Raw genomic sequence first — 21,424 nt, forward strand, 5'->3', positions numbered from 1 at the left:
CTACATATATATTTTAATGTCTAAGCGTCAAATTCTTGAAGTGCTTTCTTGATACGTTTAATGACTTCGCCTTGGCCAAGTAACTCAACGATTTGGAAAACATCAGGGCCAAATTTACCGCCTACCAGCATAATCCGGAATGGCATCATCAATTCCCCCATCTTCATTCCCGAGTTTTGAATTGCTTCTTTAAAGAAAGACTCGAGCTCCGTCGCTTTCCATTCCGTAAATCCTTCAAATGATGTCATCATATTTTCAAAGAATACTGTCTTCTCAGCAGACCATTTTGGTTTTACCGCATTTAGATCATATTCAACGGGTCGTACAAAAAAGAAAGAAGCTTGGGTCCAGAAATCCTCAACAAAGGTTAAACGCTCTTTGACGGCTGCAAGTACACGGTTTACATAACCTTCTTCAGCAGCTACCTGATGGTGAGCCAATACTTCCTTGATCTGCGGCAATAAAGAATCGCTTGAGGAACGTTTAATCCATTCGTGATTGAACCATTTCGCCTTCTCAAAATCAAATTTTGCTCCGGCTTTGCTGATGCGATCAACACTGAATTTTTGGATTAACTCCTCCAAAGAGAATAGTTCTTGTTCTGTACCATCATTCCAGCCCAATACACCAAGCATATTGACAAAAGCTTCTGGCAAGAATCCCATTTCACGGAATCCTTTGGTTGTATCACCCGATTTGGCATCTGTCCAGTTCATAGCATACACAGGAAATCCTAAACGGTCTCCATCACGTTTGCTTAATTTTCCATTACCATCAGGCTTAAGGATTAACGGAAGATGTGCCCATTGTGGCATGCTGTCCCTCCATCCTAGGTATTCCCACAATAGGATATGAATCGGCGCAGAAGGCAACCATTCTTCACCACGGAAAACATGTGAGATCTCCATCGCCTTATCATCCACGACCACGGCTAAGTGATATGTTGGCATTCCATCTGCTTTAAGCAAAACCTTATCATCGACAAGGTTGGTATCAAAAGCAACTTTCCCACGGATCATATCTGTGAAAGACAACGTTTCATCCGTTGGAATCTTTATTCGGATTGTATGCGGTGTTCCCGCCGCTAATAATTGTTGAGTTTCGGTCTCACTCAGGCTCAAAGAATTACGCAATTGCAACCTATTTTCATGGCTATAGCGGAAGTTAGATTGTAGCTTACGCTGCTCTTCCAACTCCTCAGCTGTATCGAATGCGTAATAAGCATATCCATTCTCAATTAGCTGTTCAGCATATTTGCGGTAAGATGGTTTTCGTTCACTTTGACGGTAAGGACCATATTGACCACCTTTCAACGGACTTTCATCCGGAGTCAGGCCACACCAAGCTAAACATTCATTGATGTACTCCTCGGCTCCTGGGACAAAACGAGTTTGATCCGTATCTTCGACACGTAAAATAAAATCTCCCTGATGCTGACGTGCATAGAGAAAATTAAACAAAGCTGTACGTACACCTCCAAGGTGCAGACCACCAGTAGGACTCGGTGCAAATCGCACTCTTACTCTTCTTTCTGAACTCATGCCGCAAAATTACCACAAAATTTTTGATTTGGATAACAGGATGACTTCTAAGGTGAAATAAAAGTGCAGAAAACAGACATTTATTCATTAATTTGCAATAGAAGTACACTAATAAGGAATCATGAAACCCTCTCAGATAAGCCAACAACGCTGGAAATTTATTTTGCTCATCTTTGCAGCAATCATTGCCATAGCATCATTGGTTTACACCAATTACCTTGTCCGGAATCTTGCCCACGCCGAACGTTCAAAAGCCGAAGTATGGGCCATGAGCACCAAAAATATTATGACCATGCCCGATGTCGATGATGAATTCATTACATTCATCTACGCTGTCAGGGATAGCCTAAATTTGCCGGCAATTATCACAGACGATAAAAATGATATTATTTTCTGGCGCAATCTCGATTCCACCAAGACTAATATCAAGCCGATCCATGGCGACAGTGTTACAAATGACCTGGATTATGATCCCGTTTATTTCCAGAAACAGCTTGCCTTTATGAAGAAGAGCCATCCCCCCATTACCTTAGAATTGGAAAATGGTCAAAAATGGCATGTTTACTACAAAGATTCCTGGTTTTTGCAACAATTGCGGGTATTCCCTTATGTTCAACTATCGCTGATTGCTCTCTTCCTTATTATTGCCTATACTGTTTTCAATTCCATTCGAAAATCTGAGCAGAATCTAGTCTGGGTGGGACTGACAAAAGAAGCCGCCCATCAGCTGGGTACTCCAATATCTTCATTAATGGGCTGGCTGGAGCTTATCCGGATCAAATTTGACGCCGAAGAAGACGATACGCTCAATGAAATGGAAAACGATATTAAAAGATTAGAAATCGTGGCCGATCGTTTTTCAAAAATAGGCTCAACACCTGTGCTGACCAATCACAACCTCTATAAGGTCATCAAAAATTACATGGATTATTTCCGAATACGGACCAGTAACAAGATTACATTCGAATTACATGGAGACACACATGTGGAGGCCAAACTCAATATTCCTCTCTTCGATTGGATCATTGAAAATTTATTGAAAAACGGGGTAAATGCTATTGGTACAGAGGGAAAGATAACTGTTAATATTTCAGAAAATATTGCGAAAGAAGAAATTTTTATAGACATTAGTGATACGGGCAAAGGAATTCCAAGGTTAAATTTTGAATCTGTCTTCCAGCCAGGTTTTACAACACGCAAAAGAGGTTGGGGACTTGGCCTTAGCTTAACCAAACGAATGGTACGATATCATCAAGGACAAATCTTTGTTAAAGAATCTGAAATAGGTAAAGGAACAACATTTCGAATAATCTTAAAAAGCAACTTAAAATATGAAGCCACTCAAATCTGACGAATATCCGGCAGTCTACGCTCCCTATATTGAGACTGTAGTCGATAACGTATTAGATGCATTGGAAGAACAGACGCTCTCCTTTCCTGCATTTCTGGATGCTATTCCAGAAGAAAGAGGCAATTTCAAATATGCCGAAGATAAATGGACAATCAAAGAGGTCGTCGGACATGTCATCGACAATGAGCGTATCATGGCCTACCGTGCATTACGTTTTTCGCGCAACGATCTGAAAGAACTCGCAGGGTATGACCAGGACTACCTTATTCAATATTCCCGTTACAATGACCGTACGTTGGAAAGTCTAAGTAAGGAATTCACTTACCTACGCAAAGCTAACCTCATGTTGTTCAACAGCTTTAACGATGCTGAATTAGAACGCAAGGGCATGGCCTCAGAGCGCCTCACGAGTGTCAAAGCATTATTGTATGTGATTGCTGGACACCTCAATCATCACCGTATTATCATTCAAGAACGTTATTTAAATTCAGACGATGTCAAAAATTTGGTTTCAGCCTTACAACATTGAGGAAATAAATGTCTTTTTCAATAAATACCTCTCGGGACTATTGGAAATCAAGGCAACCGAAATAGATGATAACAGTATTACAGCAACCATGCCGGTCACAGATAAGGTGAAACAACCCCATGGCATTCTGCATGGTGGCGCCTCAGTAGTGCTTGCAGAATCTTTAGGGAGTATTGCTTCTAATTTGGTGGTTGACCCCGAAAAATACCGGGGGGTAGGACTCGAAGTGAACGCAAATCATATCCGTCCAGTAAGTAGTGGAATTATCACAGCAAAATGTAGCCCAATACATATTGGTCGGTCAACCCATATCTGGGAGATAAAAATGTACGATCGATTCGATAAATTGAATTGTATCTCAAGACTTACAGTAGCTATTGTACCAAAGTAAGCTGAAGTCTGCTAACTCGATTTATCAATCCCATGTAATTCGAAATCAACAATATTTGCAACTAAAGAAGGATAATTTTCACAATTTATTCTTCTTTTTTTTGCCAAATAATTATCAAAATACCCCTTTATTTATTTCCGATATTCAAGAAAATTAAGTAGTCTTGTAAGATGGATATTTTAAAAATCAACAAAAATAGCATGCAATCGTTTGTCTAAAGCTGTTTTTTTGACTGATTTCCAATCCGTGAACGATAACTTAACTAAATATAATTAAAAAAATGACCACTAATCCTAATTCGGGTAAAACAGCGATAGTTCCTATGCTTATTTGCTGTGCATTATTTTTTATTCTGGGGTATATCACCTGGGCCAATGGGGCCTTGATCCCATTTGTACGATTGGCATTTAATTTGGAGACAGATACGCAAGCGTTTTTAATCCTTTTTGCATCGTATATCGCCTATTTTTTCCTGGCATTGCCGAGTTCATGGATTTTAGGTAAAATAGGTTTTAAAAATGGCCTTGTTGCTAGTTTGGTCTTAATTATTATTGGTGCACTTATCATTATTCCAGCCGCATCAAACCTAAGCTATCAGCTCTTCCTTGTTGCGATCTTTGTCCAAGCTTCAGGTATGGCGCTATTGCAGACCGCTATCAATCCATACCTCAGTATCATCGGGCCAATAGAAAGTGCTGCCCAACGGATCTCTATTGTAGGGATTTTCAATAAAACAGCCGGTATGATCGTACCCGTGGTTTTAGGAAGCATTTTATTAAAAGATTACGACAGTATTTCCAGCAAAATCAAAGAACTGAAAGCTGGTGCAGAGCATGATGCTTTACTAGCTGAATTATCGGAAAGACTTCACGGTCCTTATATTGGCGTAGCCATTGGTGTTGCGATTCTAGCTATTGTTGTATTCGCCGTAAAAATGCCAGAAGTTGATGTTAATAAAGAAGAAGAAACAACAGATGAAGCTGCTGTAACAAGCACAAAAAAGACAAGTATATTCCAATTTCCACATCTATTTTTAGGATTTCTCGCTATTTTCTTCTGTGTAGCAGTGGAAGTGATGGCAGGCGATATCATCGGAACTTATGGAAGATTATTGTCTCTACCCCCGTTTTTTGTTAAATATGGTACAACTTTCACGCTAGTCTGCATGCTTGTTGGTTATTTTATTGGTATTATTTCCATTCCAAAATTTGTATCGCAACAGACAGCTTTACGTATCTGTACAATTGTCGGAATTACCTTCACTGCAATTTCTGCATTTTCTACAGGTCTGACGTCCTATATCTTTGTTGCCCTATTAGGTATCGCAAATGCATTGATGTGGCCAGCTATTTTCCCACTTGGGATCAAAGGACTGGGACGATTTACAAAAACAGGATCTGGCATTATGATTATGGGTATTGCCGGAGGAGCAATCTGGCCTTTGATTTATGGTTATCTGAAAGACACTTTACATGTTGATTTTCAACATGCATTTCTCTTTGCAATGGTTCCAGCATACTTATATATCTTGTTTTTTGCTACAAAAGGGCACAAAATCGGAAAAGAAAATTAATATCAAAACAAAATATTGGTATAACGAAAGGGCATCTAAAAATAGATGCCCTTTTTTGTGAAATTCTTCCTATTTTTAAGTGATGAATCTTCGTTCGATTGCAACAGAGATCATTCCACATGCCATGATGTAGAGTGCCTCATCCGAAATAAATGAGCCTCAACCATTAATTCGCAAAATTCTATATTCATAAATAATCGAGCAAACAAGCTCACAATGTAATTATCGAACAAATGAAAAAGAAATTCTTTGCCATTGCTTTTGCAGCAGCCCTGATGTTTACTGCAAATGAATCCTTTGCTCAGTTAAAACTCCCTGCAGCAAGTAGTGCTCAAACAATCACACAGGGATTAGGGATTGAAAATGTAACGCTAAACTATAGTCGTCCAAGCATGAACGGCCGTAAGATTTTTGGTGAACTCGTGCCTTACAATGAAGTATGGCGTACCGGTGCCAATACCAACACAACCTTAACATTTGAAGGTGATGTTAGCCTAAATGGACACAAACTCACTGCGGGAACTTATGCATTATTTACCATTCCTAATAAGAACGAATGGACTGTTATTATTAGCAAGAATACCAAGCAATGGGGTGCCTACACTTACAATCAATCTGAAGATGCATTTCGCTTCAATGTAAAACCACAAAACTTGAGCGCTCCGGTCGAAACATTTACGATCTCTTTTGACAATGTTACACCGACGGATGCAGTACTAACTCTTGCTTGGGAGAAAACAGCAATAAAAGTTGACCTTAAAGTCAATCAACAGGCAAAAATTATCGCTTCCATTGATGAAGCCATGAAAGGTGAGAAAAAACCTTATTTCGCTGCTGCCCAGTATTATTTCAACAACAATCTGGACGAGAAAAAAGCGCTAGCCTGGTTTGACGAAGCCGCCAAAGCACAGCCTAAAGCTGCCCACGTACTATACTGGAAAGCAAAAGCACAATTAAAAGCCGGCGATAAAAAAGGCGCTATAGAAACCGCTACCAAAGGAGTTGAAGTCGCTACTGAAGGTAAGAATAGCGAATACATCAAGTTGAATACACAAATAATCAATGCGGCAAAAAAATAACGCATTGGAAACTGTATAGCGAAAATGGGGGTATCCGAGAAAGTCGGTACCCCCATTTTTTGTTCAGTTCTTTCGTATGCCTCTCCCCGCTCCTATTGAATATTCAATGCACAGCGGCTCCTGATACTTTTGACCGACTTCATTTTATAACTCATCTTTCAGCAATTGTTCCAGTTCTTCGGGCGAAACATTCATATTCACATTACCGTCCTTTGCGAAAGAGATTTCCCCAGTTTCCTCAGAGACAATGACCGCTATGGCATCGGAGATCTCCGTCACCCCAATTGCCGCTCGATGCCGCAAACCAAATTGTAGCGGTAAATCCTCACTATCTGACAATGGCAGTACACAAGAGGCCGTCATAATCTTAAAATCGACAATCACGAGTGCCCCATCATGCAATGGGCTATTTTTATGAAATATACTCTCAATTAGACGTTTTGAAATATGTGCATCGATATACTCACCACTGCTCTGATAATATTCCTCATCAAAATATTTTGAAAAAACCAGGAGTGCTCCGGTTCGTGTACGCGACATACTTCTGCAAGCTTCCACAATCGGCCTTAAATCCTCCGTCAGGTCCTTCTGTATCGCTTTCTTATTTCCTAAAAAGGACCAGAAAACCTTTTTTCGCTTCATCGATATATTCTTGCCCACATGAAGCAAAAAGCGTCTGATTTCCTGCTGGAATACCACAATAAGCGCAATGGAGCCCACAGATATAAATCCACCAAATATTTCGGTCAATAGACGCATGTGCATCTGTTTGACAACAATATAGACCCCATAAAACAGGGCAACCCCGATCAAGATATTCACGGCAATGGTACCCCGGATCAGACTATAGATATAGTAGATAATAATCGCCACCAATATAATATCGATAACATCCAATAGGCGAAAGCCACTAAACAAGCTATAATCGATTCCATCCATATATGCAAGTTAAAAAAAAATAGATATTATTTGTATTTTTACCGTATAACATACAGGAAAATGACTAGACTTTCAGTAAATATCAATAAAATTGCAACGCTCAGAAATTCCAGAGGAGGTAATAATCCTAATCTCGTAGCTGCTGCATTAGCCTGTGAACGTTTTGGTGCACAAGGCATCACTGTCCACCCAAGACCGGACGAAAGGCATATCCGCTATCAGGATGTATTTGACTTAAAAGCCGAAATTCAGACCGAACTCAATATCGAGGGTAATTGCCAGGAACAGAAATTTATCGATCTTGTCCTCGCCAACAAACCCGCTCAGGTAACCTTGGTTCCTGATGCCGAAGGCCAGCTGACTTCCAATCACGGCTGGGATACGATCAAAAACAAAGCCTATCTAAAGGATATGTGCCAATTGTTCAAAGACGCAGGCATCCGTGTATCAATCTTTGTAGATCCTGTAGAAGAGATGGTCGAAGCGGCAGCAGAGACAGGCACAGACCGCATAGAGTTATATACCGAAGGTTTTGCCAGTGAATATGGTTTTGATAAAGAAGCTGCTATCAAACCCTACTTCAAAGCCGCATTAAAAGCGCGCGAGGTTGGCTTAGGTTTAAATGCAGGCCATGACCTAGATTTAAACAATCTCCAGTATTTCAATCAACATATACCCGAATTACTGGAAGTAAGCATTGGACATGCCTTGATTTCAGATGCCTTATACCTTGGACTGGAGGAAACAATCAAACGTTACCTGACCTGTCTAAAATAAATGATACGATGAAGGCTGGATGCCTTAAACAATAGTTACTACAAATAGAAAAGGCTTTCCTGTAGGAAAGCCTTTTCTATTTTGATTCAAGTCCACTATCAAAAGAAAATGGATTCTTCCTAATAGCTACTATTAATGAATTCCCTTAAATATACGGTTCCAACGGATTTTAGAAAGACCTGTACCGATTTCGTCCCAACTCATCCAGGTAAATAATGCCTTACCCACGATATGGTCTTCAGGCACAAATCCCCACCCTCTTGAATCCAAGGAATTGTGGCGGTTATCTCCCATCATCCAGAAATAGTCCATTTTAAAGGTATAGTTATCCGCTTTAACATCATTGATGTAGATACCATCAGCACGTTTCTCCAATTTGTTATTTTCATAAACACGAATAGCACGCTCATAGATTGGTAAGGTCTGTGCATTCAAAGCAACAGTCCAGCCCTTTTTAGGAATCAAGATTGGTCCAAAGTTATCAAAATCCCATTTATACTGAGGATCGTACGGATAAGCACCTTCACCAGCCGGACTTCTTCTGATTTCCTTTACATTTGACCACGATTTCACAAGCGCGACCTCATCATCGGTCATATACAATTCATATACACCAGGTTGCTGATCAGATCCACCACCTTCAATACGTAGTTCACGTAGACGTTCCATATCCAATGGTGTACCATCTGTCAACACATAATAATTCAACTGACTTTCAGGCGGATCAAATCCCGGTTGATCATTGATAAAAAGCTTGGCATCCTTCATTGAAATCTTATCCCCCGGTAATCCTACACAACGCTTGATATAATTTTCACGTTTGTCTATTGGTCGGGCCTGAATGGTAAACTGTGAATTAACGGTCTGCCAGCCGTAGGCTCTGACAAGGTCATAATAACTCGCATTCTGGTTTTCCAAGGCTACTGTATCACCTGCAGGGAAGTTAAAGACAACAACATCATTGCGCTCTATCTTTTGAAATCCTGGCAATCGTTTGTAAGGCAACTCAATCAACTCAGAGTAAGCTTTTCCACCTGTTATTGGCATCGTATGATGTGCAAAAGGAAACGCAATCGGCGTATTAGGCACACGAGGGCCATAATTCAATTTACTCACAAATAAGAAATCCCCAATCAATAAGGTACGTTCCATTGATCCTGTCGGAATCATATACGCTTCAATTAAAAATCCGCGAATAAGCGAGGCCGCAACAGTTGCAAATACGATTGCATCAGCCCATTCACGCACCATAGATTTCTTGTACGGATATTTGATTTTATACTCTTTGTAGGAAGCTTGTTCAATTTCCGCAAGCTTCTCTTCGGTCAATTCCACACCTTCCTGTGCAGCAGTCTTCAGGTTTTTAGCATACAAACCATTCAAGAAACGCACATTGGAATCTTTTGCCCACATGGGTAACACAATAAATGGCACCAAAACAGCCGCAGCATTTTCCCAAAAACGGCGCTTGCCAAAACAATGGATAAAGTCGAGGTAAAGGTTATAGAAAACAAAAATATTGACAATAGGAATCAACAATAAGATCACCCACCATGTTGGTCTTCCTGTTAATTTAGCCTGTATATATTGACTATAAAAAGGTACGATTGCTTCCCAGCCTTTTCTGCCAGCTTTAACAAACAATTGCCACAATCCATATCCCGCTATTGCTGTTAAAACCGCAAAGATAATTAACCACATAATCTATTTATTAGTACTATTTATTAAAATCGAAAATTTCAGTTACTTGATAGAATCCTTTCTTACCATTCAACCATTCGGCGGCTACGACAGCGCCCAACGCAAAGCCATCACGACTATGCGCAGTATGTTTAAATTCTATCTGATCCACTTCAGAACTGTACAACACGGTATGTGTACCCGGAACTTCCTCAATCCGATGGCTCTCAATGAGAAGTTCTTGTGGCTTAGGAATAATTTCGTCTTGCTCACCCACAACAGTATTGACCCAGTTTGTTTTCACATCGCTGTGATCCAAGATACCCTCTGCAATGGTAATCGCTGTACCGCTAGGCGCATCCAATTTGTGGATATGGTGGATTTCTTCCACCTGAACATCATATTGTTTATAAGGTTGTAAGGCTTGCGCCAACATACGGTTGATATGGAAAAACACGTTCACTCCGATCGAATAATTTGAACCATATAAAATAGTTCCATCTGAGTCCAGACATTTTTCTCTGACACTTTCCAATTGATCATACCAGCCCGTTGTCCCCACTACAATTGGCACACCTGCTTCCAAACAAAGGTTCATATTATCCAAAGCAGCAGATGGTACACTAAAATCAATAGCTACATCAGCTCCCTTGATATCATCAACTGTCAGACCGGGACGATTATTTTCATCCACAATTAAAAAAATCTGATGGCCTCTTTTCAGTGCATACCTTTCGATAATCTGCCCCATTTTGCCATATCCCAAGAGAATGATGTTCATATATCTAGAAAATAAAGTATAGTTTATTTTTAAAATTAAAAAATTCCATTGAAAAACAGACACAAAACCGTGATTAACAACGATTTTTTATTACAAGCGTCCGTATTCAAAGATCAATAAGAACCTTACCTCGTCGGCCTTTGCGCTTGCTGTAGGCTTCAGCGTGAGGTTTTTAATTGAATTTCATGGACAACTTTAATCCGACTGTAGGTTTAAAAGTAAACGATCCAGATGCGAGACTTGCATCCATTAATGTAGGTCCGATAGAAAAAGCTGTCTTTTTGGGTTTGTCATCACCGATACTCCAGCGATATTTTAGCATAGAATCAATATATGCTTCGGCAACGTTCAATCCATAGACCCCGAGCGTTAGCAGTACCATCAGATCCCGGTTTCGCCTTGCATTGTCCTTTGCCCGTATAATTGACTGATCGGGGATTCTTTCATAAAAAGGATCTACTGGTCGACCTTCAGCTCGATCTTGTAATACACCCAAAAGTTCCTTATAATATTTATTATTGAAATCAAAAACGAGTACTGTGGTTGCCAATCCACCATAGATCACAGGCACTTTAATCCACCATACACCACCGTTGGTATACTGACCCCAGCCTGGGAGTACCAAAGAACGCTTCCAGGCCTGTTTATTCTTTGCTTCAATAGCCAAGCGTGTTGAATCCTTAAAAACAACTTTCTCCTTCGCTTTGGCCTCCTCCTTTTCGCGCTTTTTACGCTCCTTTCGGGATTCCTTTTTAACAGTGTCCTGTGCTGATTTAGGTTTCAAACTTTCTGCTTTAACAGTTTGAACCTGTTTTTTGGGAATTGTATCGACAGTCTGGGCGTGTACCATCAGTACAGCAAATACGGCAAAAAGCAGACTTATTAATTTGGTCATATTACCAATCTAAAAGTTCAAGAATACGGCTCAGATCATCCTCAGATTCAAAAGGAATCTCAATTGCCCCCTTACCTTTGGTACTCTTCAAATTCAATTTGACTCTTGATGAAAACTTCGAAGCAAGATCATCCTCAATTTTTTGCAGCTGAAATGACATCGCAGTTTTATCCTTGCCAGCTTTTTTCTTTCCGCCTTTTTGAAGTTCGCGAACAAGCTCCTCGGCTTTTCTAACAGACAAACCTTGATCGATGATCAATTTAAAAATATACAACTGCTTATCAACTTCTGGAATATTGATCAGTGCACGAGCGTGCCCCATGGTCAATGCGCCATCACGTATCGCCGCCTGAATCACAGGAGGAAGTTTTAGTAGGCGGAGATAGTTTGTCACTGTAGAACGGTTTTTACTAACACGTTCACCCAGCTCCTCTTGCTTTAAATTACATTCTTCGATCATGCGCTGAAAACTCAAAGCAACCTCAATGGCATTTAAGTTTTCACGTTGTATATTTTCGATCAATGCCATTTCCAGCATTTGCTGATCATTGGCAGTACGGATATAGGCTGGAATTTCAGTGATCCCTGCCAATCTTGAAGCACGGAGACGTCGCTCCCCTGAAATCAATTGATAGTTGCCATCCGAAATCTTACGTACCGTAATCGGCTGGATTAAACCCTGTAAAATAATGGATTCAGACAATTCCTGTAAGGCAACCGGATCAAATTCTGTACGGGGTTGAAATGGATTCACTGCTATTTCTTCTACCCGAACATGGCTGATGCTACCATTTTCTTTGTTTGTATGTACTGTAGAAGAAGTCACAAGCGGTGCCTCTTCAACTTGCTGATTACTTTTAGCAGGAGCTTCTACACTATCGTTTAATAGCGCACCTAAACCTCTTCCCAATCCTGTTTTACGCTGATGTGCTGCCATATTATGCGGTTACTGTTGTATTCATTTCATTAAGATGCCCGTTTTTCTGCAATATCTCACGCGCCAAATTCAAATAGTTGATCGCTCCCTTACAGGAAGCGTCGTGCATGATAACAGAAATACCAAAGCTAGGAGCTTCACTTAAACGGGTATTACGTTGAATGATGGTGTCAAAAACTAAATCCGTAAAATGCGTTTTCACCTCTTCTACAACCTGATTGGAGAGTCTTAAACGAACATCATACATCGTCAATAAAATACCCTCAATCTCCAAGCTAGTATTTAAACGGTTTTGAACGATTTTAATTGTGTTCAGTAATTTACCAAGTCCTTCCAATGCAAAATATTCACACTGAACGGGTATGATAACCGAATCAGATGCAGACAGGGCATTAATGGTGATCAAACCCAAGGAAGGAGAACAGTCAATGATAATAAAATCATAATCATCTTTGACCTGATCCAAGATCTTTTTCATCTTGTACTCCCTTTCGTGCATATTGATCATCTCAATCTCCGCACCCACCAGGTCGATATGAGCAGGTAAAAGATCAAGATTTGGCGTTTCAGTTGACTGAATCGCGTCTCTCGGGTTTAAATCATTGACCAAACATTCGTATATACTTTCATTGATCGTACGAGGGTCAAAACCAATCCCAGAAGTAGAGTTTGCTTGTGGATCTGCATCCACCAACAATGTTTTATATTCTAAAACCGCCAAACTAGCCGCCAAGTTAATTGACGTTGTGGTTTTTCCTACCCCACCCTTTTGGTTTGCGATTGCGATTATTTTTCCCATCTTGAATGAAAACCTTTCTTAATTAAAATGTCATTTTACACTACATTTCACTTTCCCGAAGATCAATTTGTCCAAATATTTACGCTAAATTTAAATTAGCCTAACAAATTCAGCATATTTCGTACTTTTGATTGATCAAAGGCACATATCCTCAGGATGCTAAGATACAAAAAATCAAGATATGTATCCACTTTGAAATAGTGCTTTTTATAAGTATCAACAACACAATGATTTTAATAATATCCGGAACAAACCGTCCCAATAGTAAGACGTTAAAAATAGCAAAATGCTACCAACAGCTTCTTAATCGTAAATCCATTGAGAGTGAGATCTTTTCGTTATCAGATCTCCCTCCAAATATTTTAGAAACAGATCTTTACGGAAAAAGAAGCTCCGCTTTTGAACCGATTCAGCAAAAGGTTAGTCAGGCCGATATGTTTATTTTCGTAGCGCCCGAATACAATGGAAGCATCCCTGGCGCGCTCAAACTTTTTATTGACTGCTGCACCTTTCCGATTAGTTTTTACCACAAAAAAGTTGCATTGGTCGGATTGTCTTCCGGAAGATATGGCAACCTTCGCGGGATAGATCATCTCACCGGAATATGCCACTACCTCAGAATGCATGTCCTCCCCCTCAAGATATTTCTTCCCAATGTACAACAGGAATTGAACGAAAATGGTGAATTATTTAAAGAGGATACGTTACAGTTTATCAACGAACAGATTGAGGAGATCATCCGATTTTAAGCCCTCATGACGAAGATCAACCATAATTCAGTAGATCACCCCTTCCATTTTGCAAAAGTTTATCACATACTTTTGATAAGCACAAGGCTAGCTTATCGATAGGATAAGAATACAGACAACAATTAGACAAACAACGGGAAAACCCTCCCCAAAAATAAAACACCCGCGAAGCATTACATAGCTAAAAAAAGATTATCAGGGGTAGAAAATAAAAACGGGGCTGTCATATTAGACAGTCCCGTTTTATGTTAAAGTAAGATCAGAAACGAGAACAATAATTTATCAGCCAAAGGCCTAAAAAACTATTGTCTCAAATACCATATCTAGATCTAATATCTAAAAATCTAATAGCCAAATATCTCTTTTAAGTCCAGTTTTTTCACCTCGCCCAATTTGGCAAGATCTTCTGGTTTGAGACTATCTTCCTTCGCTACGATACAGTATACATAAGGCTTCTGGCTCATCTCTTTCTTATGGAACATATTCAAGTCAGCATAAGTCAGCTTAGGAGCCTGCTCATAAACAACTTTACGAATATCAGTTGTATTCCCCAAACGTTGTGCACTTAAATAGCTGCCTAAAATAGAAGCATTTAGTACACGTTCACTCGCAATAGATTTCTGCAAACTCACTTTTGCAATATCCAAACCTTTCGAACTTTCAGGTAGCACATCCAACAACTCATTCATACCTTTGATAGCCTCATTGAATTTATCAGCTTGTGTACCGACATAAGCACCCACTGTATAATGATTTTCTTTTTTATAAGGCTGACCGTAGAATGCATAAGTAGAATAAGCCAGTGCTTTCGACTCACGAATAGTCTGGAACACAATACTTCCCATACCACCACCAAAATAATTATTGAACAATGACACTGTTGGTGTAAGTGGATTGGAGTAAGCGTCTGATGTTCTGTACCAGAATACTTCCGCTTGTTTCATATCAAAATTAGCAAACAACACTTGATTTTTATTAGTTGGCTGCTCCGCAAATACCAAGCTTTTTGTACCTTGTACATAGTCCCCCGAACCTTGTTTTAATGGTTTTGCCTTCGCAACAAATTCACTCGCGCTCAATGGTCCAAAATAAAGCAACGTATGTTTCATATTGGCCAGATCATGTAATGCTCTTACAAGATCTTCCGCTTTCAGTGCATCCAGTTCTGCATCTGTAAAAACATTATTGAATGGGTTCTTAGCACCGTATTTTGCATAAGATTTCAATCCCTCCATAATTGCACCTTTGTTTTCCTTTGCATTCGCTCTGGACTTCTTAAGGCGTGCAATATACATTTTGAATGCCTCTTGGTCAGTCACGCAATTGCGCAATAGATCCTGAATTAAAGATTGCGTGGAGATAAAATTCGAATTCAAACCTGAAATTGAAACCAATGTTTCTTCATTTCCTGCCGAGACCGAAAAATCAGATGCCAATTGATAAAAGTCTTTGCTGAATTGCTCACTGGATTTATCTTTTGTGCCCAAAAACTCCAGATAACCAGCCGCCAACGATAACAATTTATTGCTCCATTTCCCCACATCAAAACGATAAGACAGGGAGAATAACTCATTATCACTATTCTTCACAGCAAGCACTGGCAAACCATTTGCGGTAGCTTTCTGAACATCTTTATTGTAGTCTACCCACACCGGCAGGATCTTATCCTCTGGCATTGCCTCTACTTTTTTCAAGAAATCAGATTGATCGTCACGGTTTACAGTGACAGGTGTAATTTCCGGTTTCACTACCTTGACAACATTATTGTCTACCCCTTTTCGCTTATAAACCACGACGTAGTTATTATCGTTCAGATATTTATTGGCAAAATTGACAATATCCTGTTTTGTAATCTTATTCAAACCATCCGAATAACTGACCACCGACGACCAGTCCTGCCCCGATGTAAAAGCATCCATTAATGCTTCTGCACGGTCGCCATAACTTTCATTCTGTTTGATCTCATCTTTTTTCGCGTTATTGACAATTGCACCGATCAAATCATCAGAAAATTCACCTTTGCGCAGTTTATCCAGTTCTTTTAACAGCAACTGTTGTACCTCCTCCAAGCTCTGTCCCTGTCCCGGATTTCCTTGTAGAATCAATAGCGAATAATCTTTCAACACATACGGGAAGGCTCCGGCACCCAATAGCTTCTGGTTCTTCACCAAATCAAGATCAATCAGACCTGCGGAACCGTTCGTCAAAATCTGACTCATCAGATTTAACAGCTGCGCATCCTTGGTTGCAGCACCCGGAAAACGGAACCCCATAAACATAAATTCCGCATCCGGCCCTTTTACCTCCCGAACAATTGGACTTAAAATAGGCTTCTCTGGATCAAAAGTATATGGCGGTATCTCTTTGGGCTGCATAAAAGCAAAACTCTTATCCACCTTCTTCACAACTTCTGTAGGATCAAAATCACCGGACATGATCACACCCATATTGTTAGGCACATAATAGGTATTAAAATATTCTCGGATCGCTTTTAACGATGGATTTTTTAGATGTTCTACTGTACCGATAGTGGTCTGCTTGCCATAGTTATTATTTGGGAAAGCCGCTTCAAACATGGCTTCAATAGCCCTGCGGCTATCTTTATCCAATCCGATATTTTTCTCCTCATAGACGGCTTCCAGTTCTGTATGGAACAGACGGAGTATCGGATTTCTAAAACGCTCCGCTTGTACAGCAAGATACTTATCCATTACATTGCTCGGAATCTGCTCTTGGTAAACCGTTTGTTCAAACGACGTAAATGCATTTGTACCCTCAGCACCCATGGATGCCATCAGTTTATCGTATTCATTGGCGATAGCATACTTAGCGGCTTCGCCAGAAACACGGTCAATTTCCTTGTATATCGCTTTCCGTTGTACTTCATCGGTCGTGCCGTTGTACTTTTCATAAAGTGCATCAATCTGATCCAGCAAAGGCTTTTCCTTGGCCCAATCTTTGGATCCAAATTTATCTGTCCCCTTGAAGAGCATATGTTCCAGATAGTGTGCCAAACCTGTATGATCTTTTGGATCGGTTTTACTTCCGGCTTTTGTCGCGATGTAAGTTTGGATACGCGGTTCTTTTTTGGTTGGACTTAGGATAACGGTTAGACCATTTTTGAGTTTGTAAAACCTCGAATGGGTAGGGTCATTAGTCACATACTTGTAGGTATACCCGCCTTCAGAAGATTCTTTCCAGTCAAATTTGGCGTTCTGGGCAAACAAAGTACCCCCCGCTGTTGTTAGAGCAAACGTAACAGCAGTAATTTTAAATAGATTTTTAATCATATTTCCTTTTTCTTTTCAGCTCAAACTTAGATAAATTGCTGTGGATATGCAATATAATTACGTAGATATAAAAACAATTTATTGCGGCCGGTCGCTGTTGCACTTTCTTCTTTGTAGCTGAAGTACGGCAATTTGTCATCTGTATTTCCCATATGCTTAATGAATATTGTTACAATGGTTTATCATTCTTATTTTTGCAAAAATTTTAAAAAACGCAAACGTTTTATTTCATGAGATCAAGCATACTTGTTTTTGTGATCTTCGCGCTTCTTTCCTTTCATACACATGCGCAGGTCACTCCCAGAATAGAAAATCAGAAAGACACATCAAACAACCGTACTCCAGCAAAAACAAGGTTAATATTTCAACTTGAGCATGAAAGTGGAGGCGAGCTCAAATTTAACGAACGTTCGAAGCAAACCCTGGAAGACTCCTATTACAGTGGCCTTAATTTTCGCGTTGGTTTCCAAACACAATTTCAGGATTCATTAAAAAGCATTTACAACGAAATATACAACTATCCCATTTATGGTGTCGGCATCTATAGCAGCACTTTTGGCCAGGAACACCTGGGCCAACCTTTTGCTTTCTATGGCTTTGTTGCGATTCCTATAAAACCGAAAGTCAACAGCCGATGGAACTTCAACTACCGGATTGCATTGGGACTTTCCGGCAGGTTCAACCCTTACAATGAGCAAGAAAACCCCTTCAACCTCCTCATCGGAAGTAAAAACAATGTATTTATCGACTTTGGGCTTCAGGCCAATTACCGGTTAAGCCAGAAATTCCAGATTGGTGCCGGTGTGGCGTTCCACCACTTTAGCAACGGAGCATTAGCTTTGCCAAACACAGGAATAAATCTGCTACCATTGAGCTTATCCGTTTCTTACACACCATCAAGCAAACCGTTTGATTTCAGAAAACGCACGGTTCCAAAAATGGAAGAAACGGAAGAACTACATTTTAATTATGCTTTTGGATTTAAACAGATCGATCGCGAGCATGATGGTCAATATTTCAAATCAACCCTGGGGGCCTATTATAGCAAGCATTTTGGGTACAAATGGCGTCTTGGCGCTGGAATGGATGCATTCTATTCAGCAAGTGGTAACGACGAAAAAGTCGCTGGGGATAAAGCCGGTAAATTCTCCGCATTATTTTCTTATGGCCCCGCTTTCTATATTGACCATGTGTTAAATTCCAGGCTGTATATCAATGGAAATGTTGGCGTATACTTACACCGTAATAAATTCAATGGAGAAAGTACACCCGTATACCTAAGAGCAGGTGTACGCTATAAAGTGTATAAAGATTTCTTTGCTGGAGTTTCTATTAAAGCACATGGTGGTAAAGCAGACTTTATCGAATGGACAACAGGCTATGGCTTTAAGTTAGGTAAAAAACGGGGGACTCCAACCAGCAATTAATACATGTGCTCTACGGATCCGATAACAGAGACAAATACATTGGTACTATAGAAAGCCATTTTAACAGCATAAAAAAAGCGTTCATAAGAACGCTTTTTTATTGTGGGGATTACTGGGTTCGAACCAGTGACCCCTACCTTGTCGAGGTAGTGCTCTAAACCAGCTGAGCTAAACCCCCTAACGAAAAAAAAGCACCATTTATTGATGCTTTTGTGGAGGCTACAGGATTCGAACCTGTGACCCTCTGCTTGTAAGGCAGATGCTCTGAACCAGCTGAGCTAAGCCTCCGTTTTGGATTGGTGGAGAATACTGGATTCGAACCAGTGACCCTCTGCTTGTAAGGCAGATGCTCTGAACCAGCTGAGCTAATTCTCCGACTTTGTATGGTGGAGGCTACAGGATTCGAACCTGTGACCCTCTGCTTGTAAGGCAGATGCTCTGAACCAGCTGAGCTAAGCCTCCATACTTTTTTAAAGAACGCCGTTCCCTAATTGCGTGTGCAAATATAGCTTAAAAATTCTATTCTCAAAATTATTTTCAAAGATTTTCTACATTTAAAACCGCAACAAGCTAAAAAACACCCACATAATTTTCATAGCTATTAATCGTAGAACTTCCATGAAATACCAAATCTAAAGTTGGCCGTATTCATTGGATAACGTCGCACAGTATAATAACCATTCGGGTAGAAATTCTGATTTAGGAAATTATAACTTAAAAACATATTGACCCGCTGTATATTGGCGGTGATCCATAAATCCATAATCGGATAAGTAGAAAATTCTATCTGCTGATAAGCGTTATAAAACTGTCCTGTTCCTATCGAATAATTTGGATTGGCATAAGGTGTATTAAATTTAGCATCAATACCTATACTATAATCAATGACTTTATAAAAGAGATTGCTATAATAGAGACTATGCCAAGTATAAACCTCAGGAATAGCCAAAACGCTCTGTTGATCAGTTTTTTGATAAACCACCAAGTTATCAAGTGTAAAATGATTGAGTTTAAATTTCTGGCCCACACTCACTTTCAATAAATTGGCATTATCCAGTTGCGCTGGATTAATCCATTTATCCTTCCTACGGTCGTTTTGCGGATTCGGCAGCTCTTCAAAATAAGTATAGTTATTCATCAGAAAATACTCAACTTTTCCGTTGAAACCCAATGTAGGGTTACGGTATTGAAAAGCGACATTTTGAATTTTGGTCTTTTTCAAGCCCAGATCATTCCAGTTGCCATAAGTATAGTTCAGGTTCTCAAAAATCATTTCAGGAGATTTGTTCTGCGAATAGGCCGAAAGAGTCACCTTTCCGATTTTATCCCCCATGGAGATATCCGCCTTTGCTTCATAGAGGAAATCCCCTATATTATGACCAAAAACAATCTGATTGGCTTTTAAGCTAAAATCTAACCGATCTGAAAATTTGTAACCCAACTCTCCCTTGACAATTCCATTTTGATAGAAACGATCAAAAGTTGTACTATCTGGCAATTTCTTAAGCGGTTCAGGATACGCGGTCTGATTACTATAGTAACGCATTGAGTCTACCTGACTCTGCTCCACCCAGTTCATATCATGTTGAAAAGCGAGGTTCAGCTTAGCTTCATTTTTAAAGATTGATTTACCGCGCAGAAAGAAATTATACTCAAACTCATTGGAAACATTAGTGATCGCTGTTTTATCATTATTCAGCGCAAGTGCTTTATTATTGTAAGGCATTGCAGCAGCCCGGTCGTTCATGTTCTTGAAGAAGTTATAAGTCTGCCTTCTTACCCGGGTGTTATGAGCCATACTGTTTGTCGGATAGATCTGCATGGTCGGCTTACCCTTATCTACGGTATCAATCCGACCTACATAGAGTGACTGACGCAGAAACAGCGAGTTGTCCCACCATTTTGATCTTGGCACAGTAGCATTACTAGCATCCTGAAATTTGACAGGAAACCGATCCGGAGACTGTTTGTTTTCGGGAGCAAATGGACGATCTTCAATAGTAGAGCCATTTTCCATTGCATCTAAGCGGTTAAAAACGGCGTTGATCAATAAATTATAACGATTATTTTTAGACTCGTACCACGATGCAATGGATGCCTTCAGATCCGAATAATTCTGATTAAGATAAAATCCATCTGTTTTCGTCGAATGGAAGTCAACATTCATGTTCCATTGCGAATTGATGTTCTGCGCTACCCGGGCCCTAAAAACTTGATCATTGAAAAAGAACCCCACCGCTGACAGTTCGGAATAACGCGCCCGAGCCCTAAAATATTGAACAGAGTCAGGATTTAACAAATAACGTTCTAAGGCAGTGAATCCAGACTGAAATCCAATTGTCTTTTTGGGTTGGAATAACAAGTCACGTGTAGCAAGACCATATGACCCTAGATTCACACTGGGATTCCAGGGTAGATTTTGGGGATTGTAATATTGATAATTACGATGTGATGTATCTATTTGCCTTGTGTAAGTTCCCTTTTTAAGCATATCCAATGTCGCATAACGGATATACTTCGCAGAAAGGATAACCGAATCTTTTTTCCCATCTTCTTTGGCTCTCGCCGAATCCAATGCGCTGCTCCACTCTTCTTTGCTTTGCGCAATAACATCCATGGAACAAACAAGTAAGACACACAGTGCGGCTAATACGCGTACGATCAACTTCATCTAAAATTGTATATA

The 21,424-nt window shown here is 40.0% G+C and carries 18 protein-coding genes and 4 tRNA genes; 8 read left to right on the plus strand and 14 right to left on the minus strand.

Annotation, left to right across the window (positions count from 1 at the left end):
• Positions 1-20: 20 nt before the first annotated feature.
• The gene (gene gltX, locus DFQ12_RS17360; RefSeq protein ID WP_120260315.1) at positions 21-1,541 is read right to left on the minus strand and encodes a glutamate--tRNA ligase; all 1,521 of its coding nucleotides are present in this window, start codon (positions 1,539-1,541) and stop codon (positions 21-23) included.
• A gap of 121 nt (positions 1,542-1,662) precedes the next feature.
• Here gltX and DFQ12_RS17365 point away from each other — a divergent pair, with 121 nt between their 5' ends.
• From DFQ12_RS17365 to DFQ12_RS17385, 5 genes are all read left to right on the plus strand, one after another.
• On the plus strand, positions 1,663-2,892 hold the full coding sequence (locus DFQ12_RS17365; protein ID WP_120260316.1) for a sensor histidine kinase: 1,230 nt from the start codon (positions 1,663-1,665) through the stop codon (positions 2,890-2,892).
• A complete protein-coding gene (locus tag DFQ12_RS17370) occupies positions 2,873-3,421 on the plus strand; it encodes a DinB family protein (protein ID WP_120260317.1) in 549 nt (182 codons plus the stop codon). Before DFQ12_RS17365 ends, DFQ12_RS17370 begins: the two co-directional genes overlap by 20 nt.
• The gene (locus DFQ12_RS17375) at positions 3,387-3,812 is read left to right on the plus strand and encodes a hotdog fold thioesterase (protein ID WP_120260318.1); all 426 of its coding nucleotides are present in this window, start codon (positions 3,387-3,389) and stop codon (positions 3,810-3,812) included. The genes DFQ12_RS17370 and DFQ12_RS17375 overlap by 35 nt, the downstream gene beginning before the upstream one ends.
• A gap of 280 nt (positions 3,813-4,092) precedes the next feature.
• Positions 4,093-5,385 carry a glucose/galactose MFS transporter gene (gene gluP, locus DFQ12_RS17380; RefSeq protein ID WP_244211775.1) on the plus strand — a complete coding sequence of 431 codons (1,293 nt, stop codon included), beginning with the start codon at positions 4,093-4,095 and terminating at the stop codon, positions 5,383-5,385.
• A gap of 233 nt (positions 5,386-5,618) precedes the next feature.
• Positions 5,619-6,464 (plus strand): DUF2911 domain-containing protein, encoded by an 846-nt coding sequence (locus DFQ12_RS17385; protein ID WP_120260319.1) that lies wholly within the window; start codon positions 5,619-5,621, stop codon positions 6,462-6,464.
• A gap of 144 nt (positions 6,465-6,608) precedes the next feature.
• Here DFQ12_RS17385 and cdaA read toward each other — a convergent pair whose 3' ends face one another.
• Positions 6,609-7,403, minus strand: coding sequence for a diadenylate cyclase CdaA (cdaA, locus tag DFQ12_RS17390; protein WP_208642578.1), 795 nt, complete (start codon positions 7,401-7,403; stop codon positions 6,609-6,611).
• A 60-nt stretch (positions 7,404-7,463) separates the two neighbouring features.
• On the opposite strand from cdaA, the gene DFQ12_RS17395 reads away from it, so the two are divergent.
• Positions 7,464-8,180, plus strand: coding sequence for a pyridoxine 5'-phosphate synthase (locus DFQ12_RS17395; protein WP_120260320.1), 717 nt, complete (start codon positions 7,464-7,466; stop codon positions 8,178-8,180).
• 132 nt (positions 8,181-8,312) lie between these two features.
• On the opposite strand, the gene lepB is transcribed toward DFQ12_RS17395, so the two are convergent.
• From lepB to DFQ12_RS17420, 5 genes are all read right to left on the minus strand, one after another.
• On the minus strand, positions 8,313-9,881 hold the full coding sequence (lepB, locus tag DFQ12_RS17400; RefSeq protein ID WP_120260321.1) for a signal peptidase I: 1,569 nt from the start codon (positions 9,879-9,881) through the stop codon (positions 8,313-8,315).
• Between the two features lie 16 nt (positions 9,882-9,897).
• On the minus strand, positions 9,898-10,641 hold the full coding sequence (gene dapB / locus DFQ12_RS17405; RefSeq protein ID WP_120260322.1) for a 4-hydroxy-tetrahydrodipicolinate reductase: 744 nt from the start codon (positions 10,639-10,641) through the stop codon (positions 9,898-9,900).
• 172 nt (positions 10,642-10,813) lie between these two features.
• Entirely contained in the window at positions 10,814-11,536 is a 723-nt protein-coding gene (locus tag DFQ12_RS17410; RefSeq protein WP_120260323.1) for a DUF5683 domain-containing protein, read from the minus strand.
• 1 nt (position 11,537) lies between these two features.
• Positions 11,538-12,473: a ParB/RepB/Spo0J family partition protein gene (locus DFQ12_RS17415; RefSeq protein ID WP_120260324.1), complete on the minus strand. Its 936-nt coding sequence runs from the start codon at positions 12,471-12,473 to the stop codon at positions 11,538-11,540.
• Between the two features lies 1 nt (position 12,474).
• Positions 12,475-13,272: a ParA family protein gene (locus DFQ12_RS17420; RefSeq protein ID WP_120260325.1), complete on the minus strand. Its 798-nt coding sequence runs from the start codon at positions 13,270-13,272 to the stop codon at positions 12,475-12,477.
• Positions 13,273-13,499: 227 nt separating this feature from the next.
• Between DFQ12_RS17420 and DFQ12_RS17425 the strand changes: the two genes are divergently transcribed.
• Positions 13,500-14,021, plus strand: coding sequence for an NADPH-dependent FMN reductase (locus DFQ12_RS17425; RefSeq protein ID WP_120260326.1), 522 nt, complete (start codon positions 13,500-13,502; stop codon positions 14,019-14,021).
• Between the two features lie 344 nt (positions 14,022-14,365).
• Here DFQ12_RS17425 and DFQ12_RS17430 read toward each other — a convergent pair whose 3' ends face one another.
• On the minus strand, positions 14,366-17,311 hold the full coding sequence (locus DFQ12_RS17430; RefSeq protein WP_120260327.1) for a M16 family metallopeptidase: 2,946 nt from the start codon (positions 17,309-17,311) through the stop codon (positions 14,366-14,368).
• A 26-nt stretch (positions 17,312-17,337) separates the two neighbouring features.
• On the minus strand, positions 17,338-17,463 hold the full coding sequence (locus DFQ12_RS28510; protein WP_279634413.1) for a hypothetical protein: 126 nt from the start codon (positions 17,461-17,463) through the stop codon (positions 17,338-17,340).
• A 78-nt stretch (positions 17,464-17,541) separates the two neighbouring features.
• Between DFQ12_RS28510 and DFQ12_RS17435 the strand changes: the two genes are divergently transcribed.
• Complete coding sequence (locus DFQ12_RS17435; protein WP_120260328.1) at positions 17,542-18,738, plus strand: acyloxyacyl hydrolase; 1,197 nt, start codon at positions 17,542-17,544, stop codon at positions 18,736-18,738.
• Positions 18,739-18,841: 103 nt separating this feature from the next.
• Here DFQ12_RS17435 and DFQ12_RS17440 read toward each other — a convergent pair.
• The 5 genes from DFQ12_RS17440 to DFQ12_RS17460 all read right to left on the minus strand — a co-directional run bounded on the left by DFQ12_RS17440 (position 18,842) and on the right by DFQ12_RS17460 (position 21,409).
• Positions 18,842-18,916, minus strand: a tRNA-Val gene (locus DFQ12_RS17440).
• Positions 18,917-18,951: 35 nt separating this feature from the next.
• Positions 18,952-19,026 (minus strand) — tRNA-Val (locus DFQ12_RS17445).
• 9 nt (positions 19,027-19,035) lie between these two features.
• Positions 19,036-19,113, minus strand: a tRNA-Val gene (locus DFQ12_RS17450).
• 9 nt (positions 19,114-19,122) lie between these two features.
• Positions 19,123-19,200, minus strand: a tRNA-Val gene (locus tag DFQ12_RS17455).
• A 139-nt stretch (positions 19,201-19,339) separates the two neighbouring features.
• Positions 19,340-21,409, minus strand: a complete 2,070-nt coding sequence (locus DFQ12_RS17460) for a putative porin (protein WP_120260329.1) — start codon at positions 21,407-21,409, stop codon at positions 19,340-19,342.
• Positions 21,410-21,424 lie beyond the last annotated feature (15 nt).

Source organism: Sphingobacterium detergens (assembly GCF_003610355.1).
Taxonomy (GTDB): Bacteria; Bacteroidota; Bacteroidia; order Sphingobacteriales; family Sphingobacteriaceae; genus Sphingobacterium; species Sphingobacterium detergens.

Coding starts and splice junctions, on each gene's coding strand:
- cdaA (WP_208642578.1), bottom strand. CDS start 7,403: ATGGATGGAATCGATTATAGCTTGTTTAGTGGCTTTCGCCTATTGGAT.
- DFQ12_RS17430 (WP_120260327.1), bottom strand. CDS start 17,311: ATGATTAAAAATCTATTTAAAATTACTGCTGTTACGTTTGCTCTAACA.
- DFQ12_RS17375 (WP_120260318.1), top strand. CDS start 3,387: ATGTCAAAAATTTGGTTTCAGCCTTACAACATTGAGGAAATAAATGTC.
- lepB (WP_120260321.1), bottom strand. CDS start 9,881: ATGTGGTTAATTATCTTTGCGGTTTTAACAGCAATAGCGGGATATGGA.
- dapB (WP_120260322.1), bottom strand. CDS start 10,641: ATGAACATCATTCTCTTGGGATATGGCAAAATGGGGCAGATTATCGAA.
- DFQ12_RS17365 (WP_120260316.1), top strand. CDS start 1,663: ATGAAACCCTCTCAGATAAGCCAACAACGCTGGAAATTTATTTTGCTC.
- DFQ12_RS17420 (WP_120260325.1), bottom strand. CDS start 13,272: ATGGGAAAAATAATCGCAATCGCAAACCAAAAGGGTGGGGTAGGAAAA.
- gltX (WP_120260315.1), bottom strand. CDS start 1,541: ATGAGTTCAGAAAGAAGAGTAAGAGTGCGATTTGCACCGAGTCCTACT.
- gluP (WP_244211775.1), top strand. CDS start 4,093: ATGACCACTAATCCTAATTCGGGTAAAACAGCGATAGTTCCTATGCTT.
- DFQ12_RS17370 (WP_120260317.1), top strand. CDS start 2,873: ATGAAGCCACTCAAATCTGACGAATATCCGGCAGTCTACGCTCCCTAT.
- DFQ12_RS17410 (WP_120260323.1), bottom strand. CDS start 11,536: ATGACCAAATTAATAAGTCTGCTTTTTGCCGTATTTGCTGTACTGATG.
- DFQ12_RS17415 (WP_120260324.1), bottom strand. CDS start 12,473: ATGGCAGCACATCAGCGTAAAACAGGATTGGGAAGAGGTTTAGGTGCG.
- DFQ12_RS17460 (WP_120260329.1), bottom strand. CDS start 21,409: ATGAAGTTGATCGTACGCGTATTAGCCGCACTGTGTGTCTTACTTGTT.
- DFQ12_RS17395 (WP_120260320.1), top strand. CDS start 7,464: ATGACTAGACTTTCAGTAAATATCAATAAAATTGCAACGCTCAGAAAT.
- DFQ12_RS17425 (WP_120260326.1), top strand. CDS start 13,500: ATGATTTTAATAATATCCGGAACAAACCGTCCCAATAGTAAGACGTTA.
- DFQ12_RS17435 (WP_120260328.1), top strand. CDS start 17,542: ATGAGATCAAGCATACTTGTTTTTGTGATCTTCGCGCTTCTTTCCTTT.
- DFQ12_RS28510 (WP_279634413.1), bottom strand. CDS start 17,463: ATGGGAAATACAGATGACAAATTGCCGTACTTCAGCTACAAAGAAGAA.
- DFQ12_RS17385 (WP_120260319.1), top strand. CDS start 5,619: ATGAAAAAGAAATTCTTTGCCATTGCTTTTGCAGCAGCCCTGATGTTT.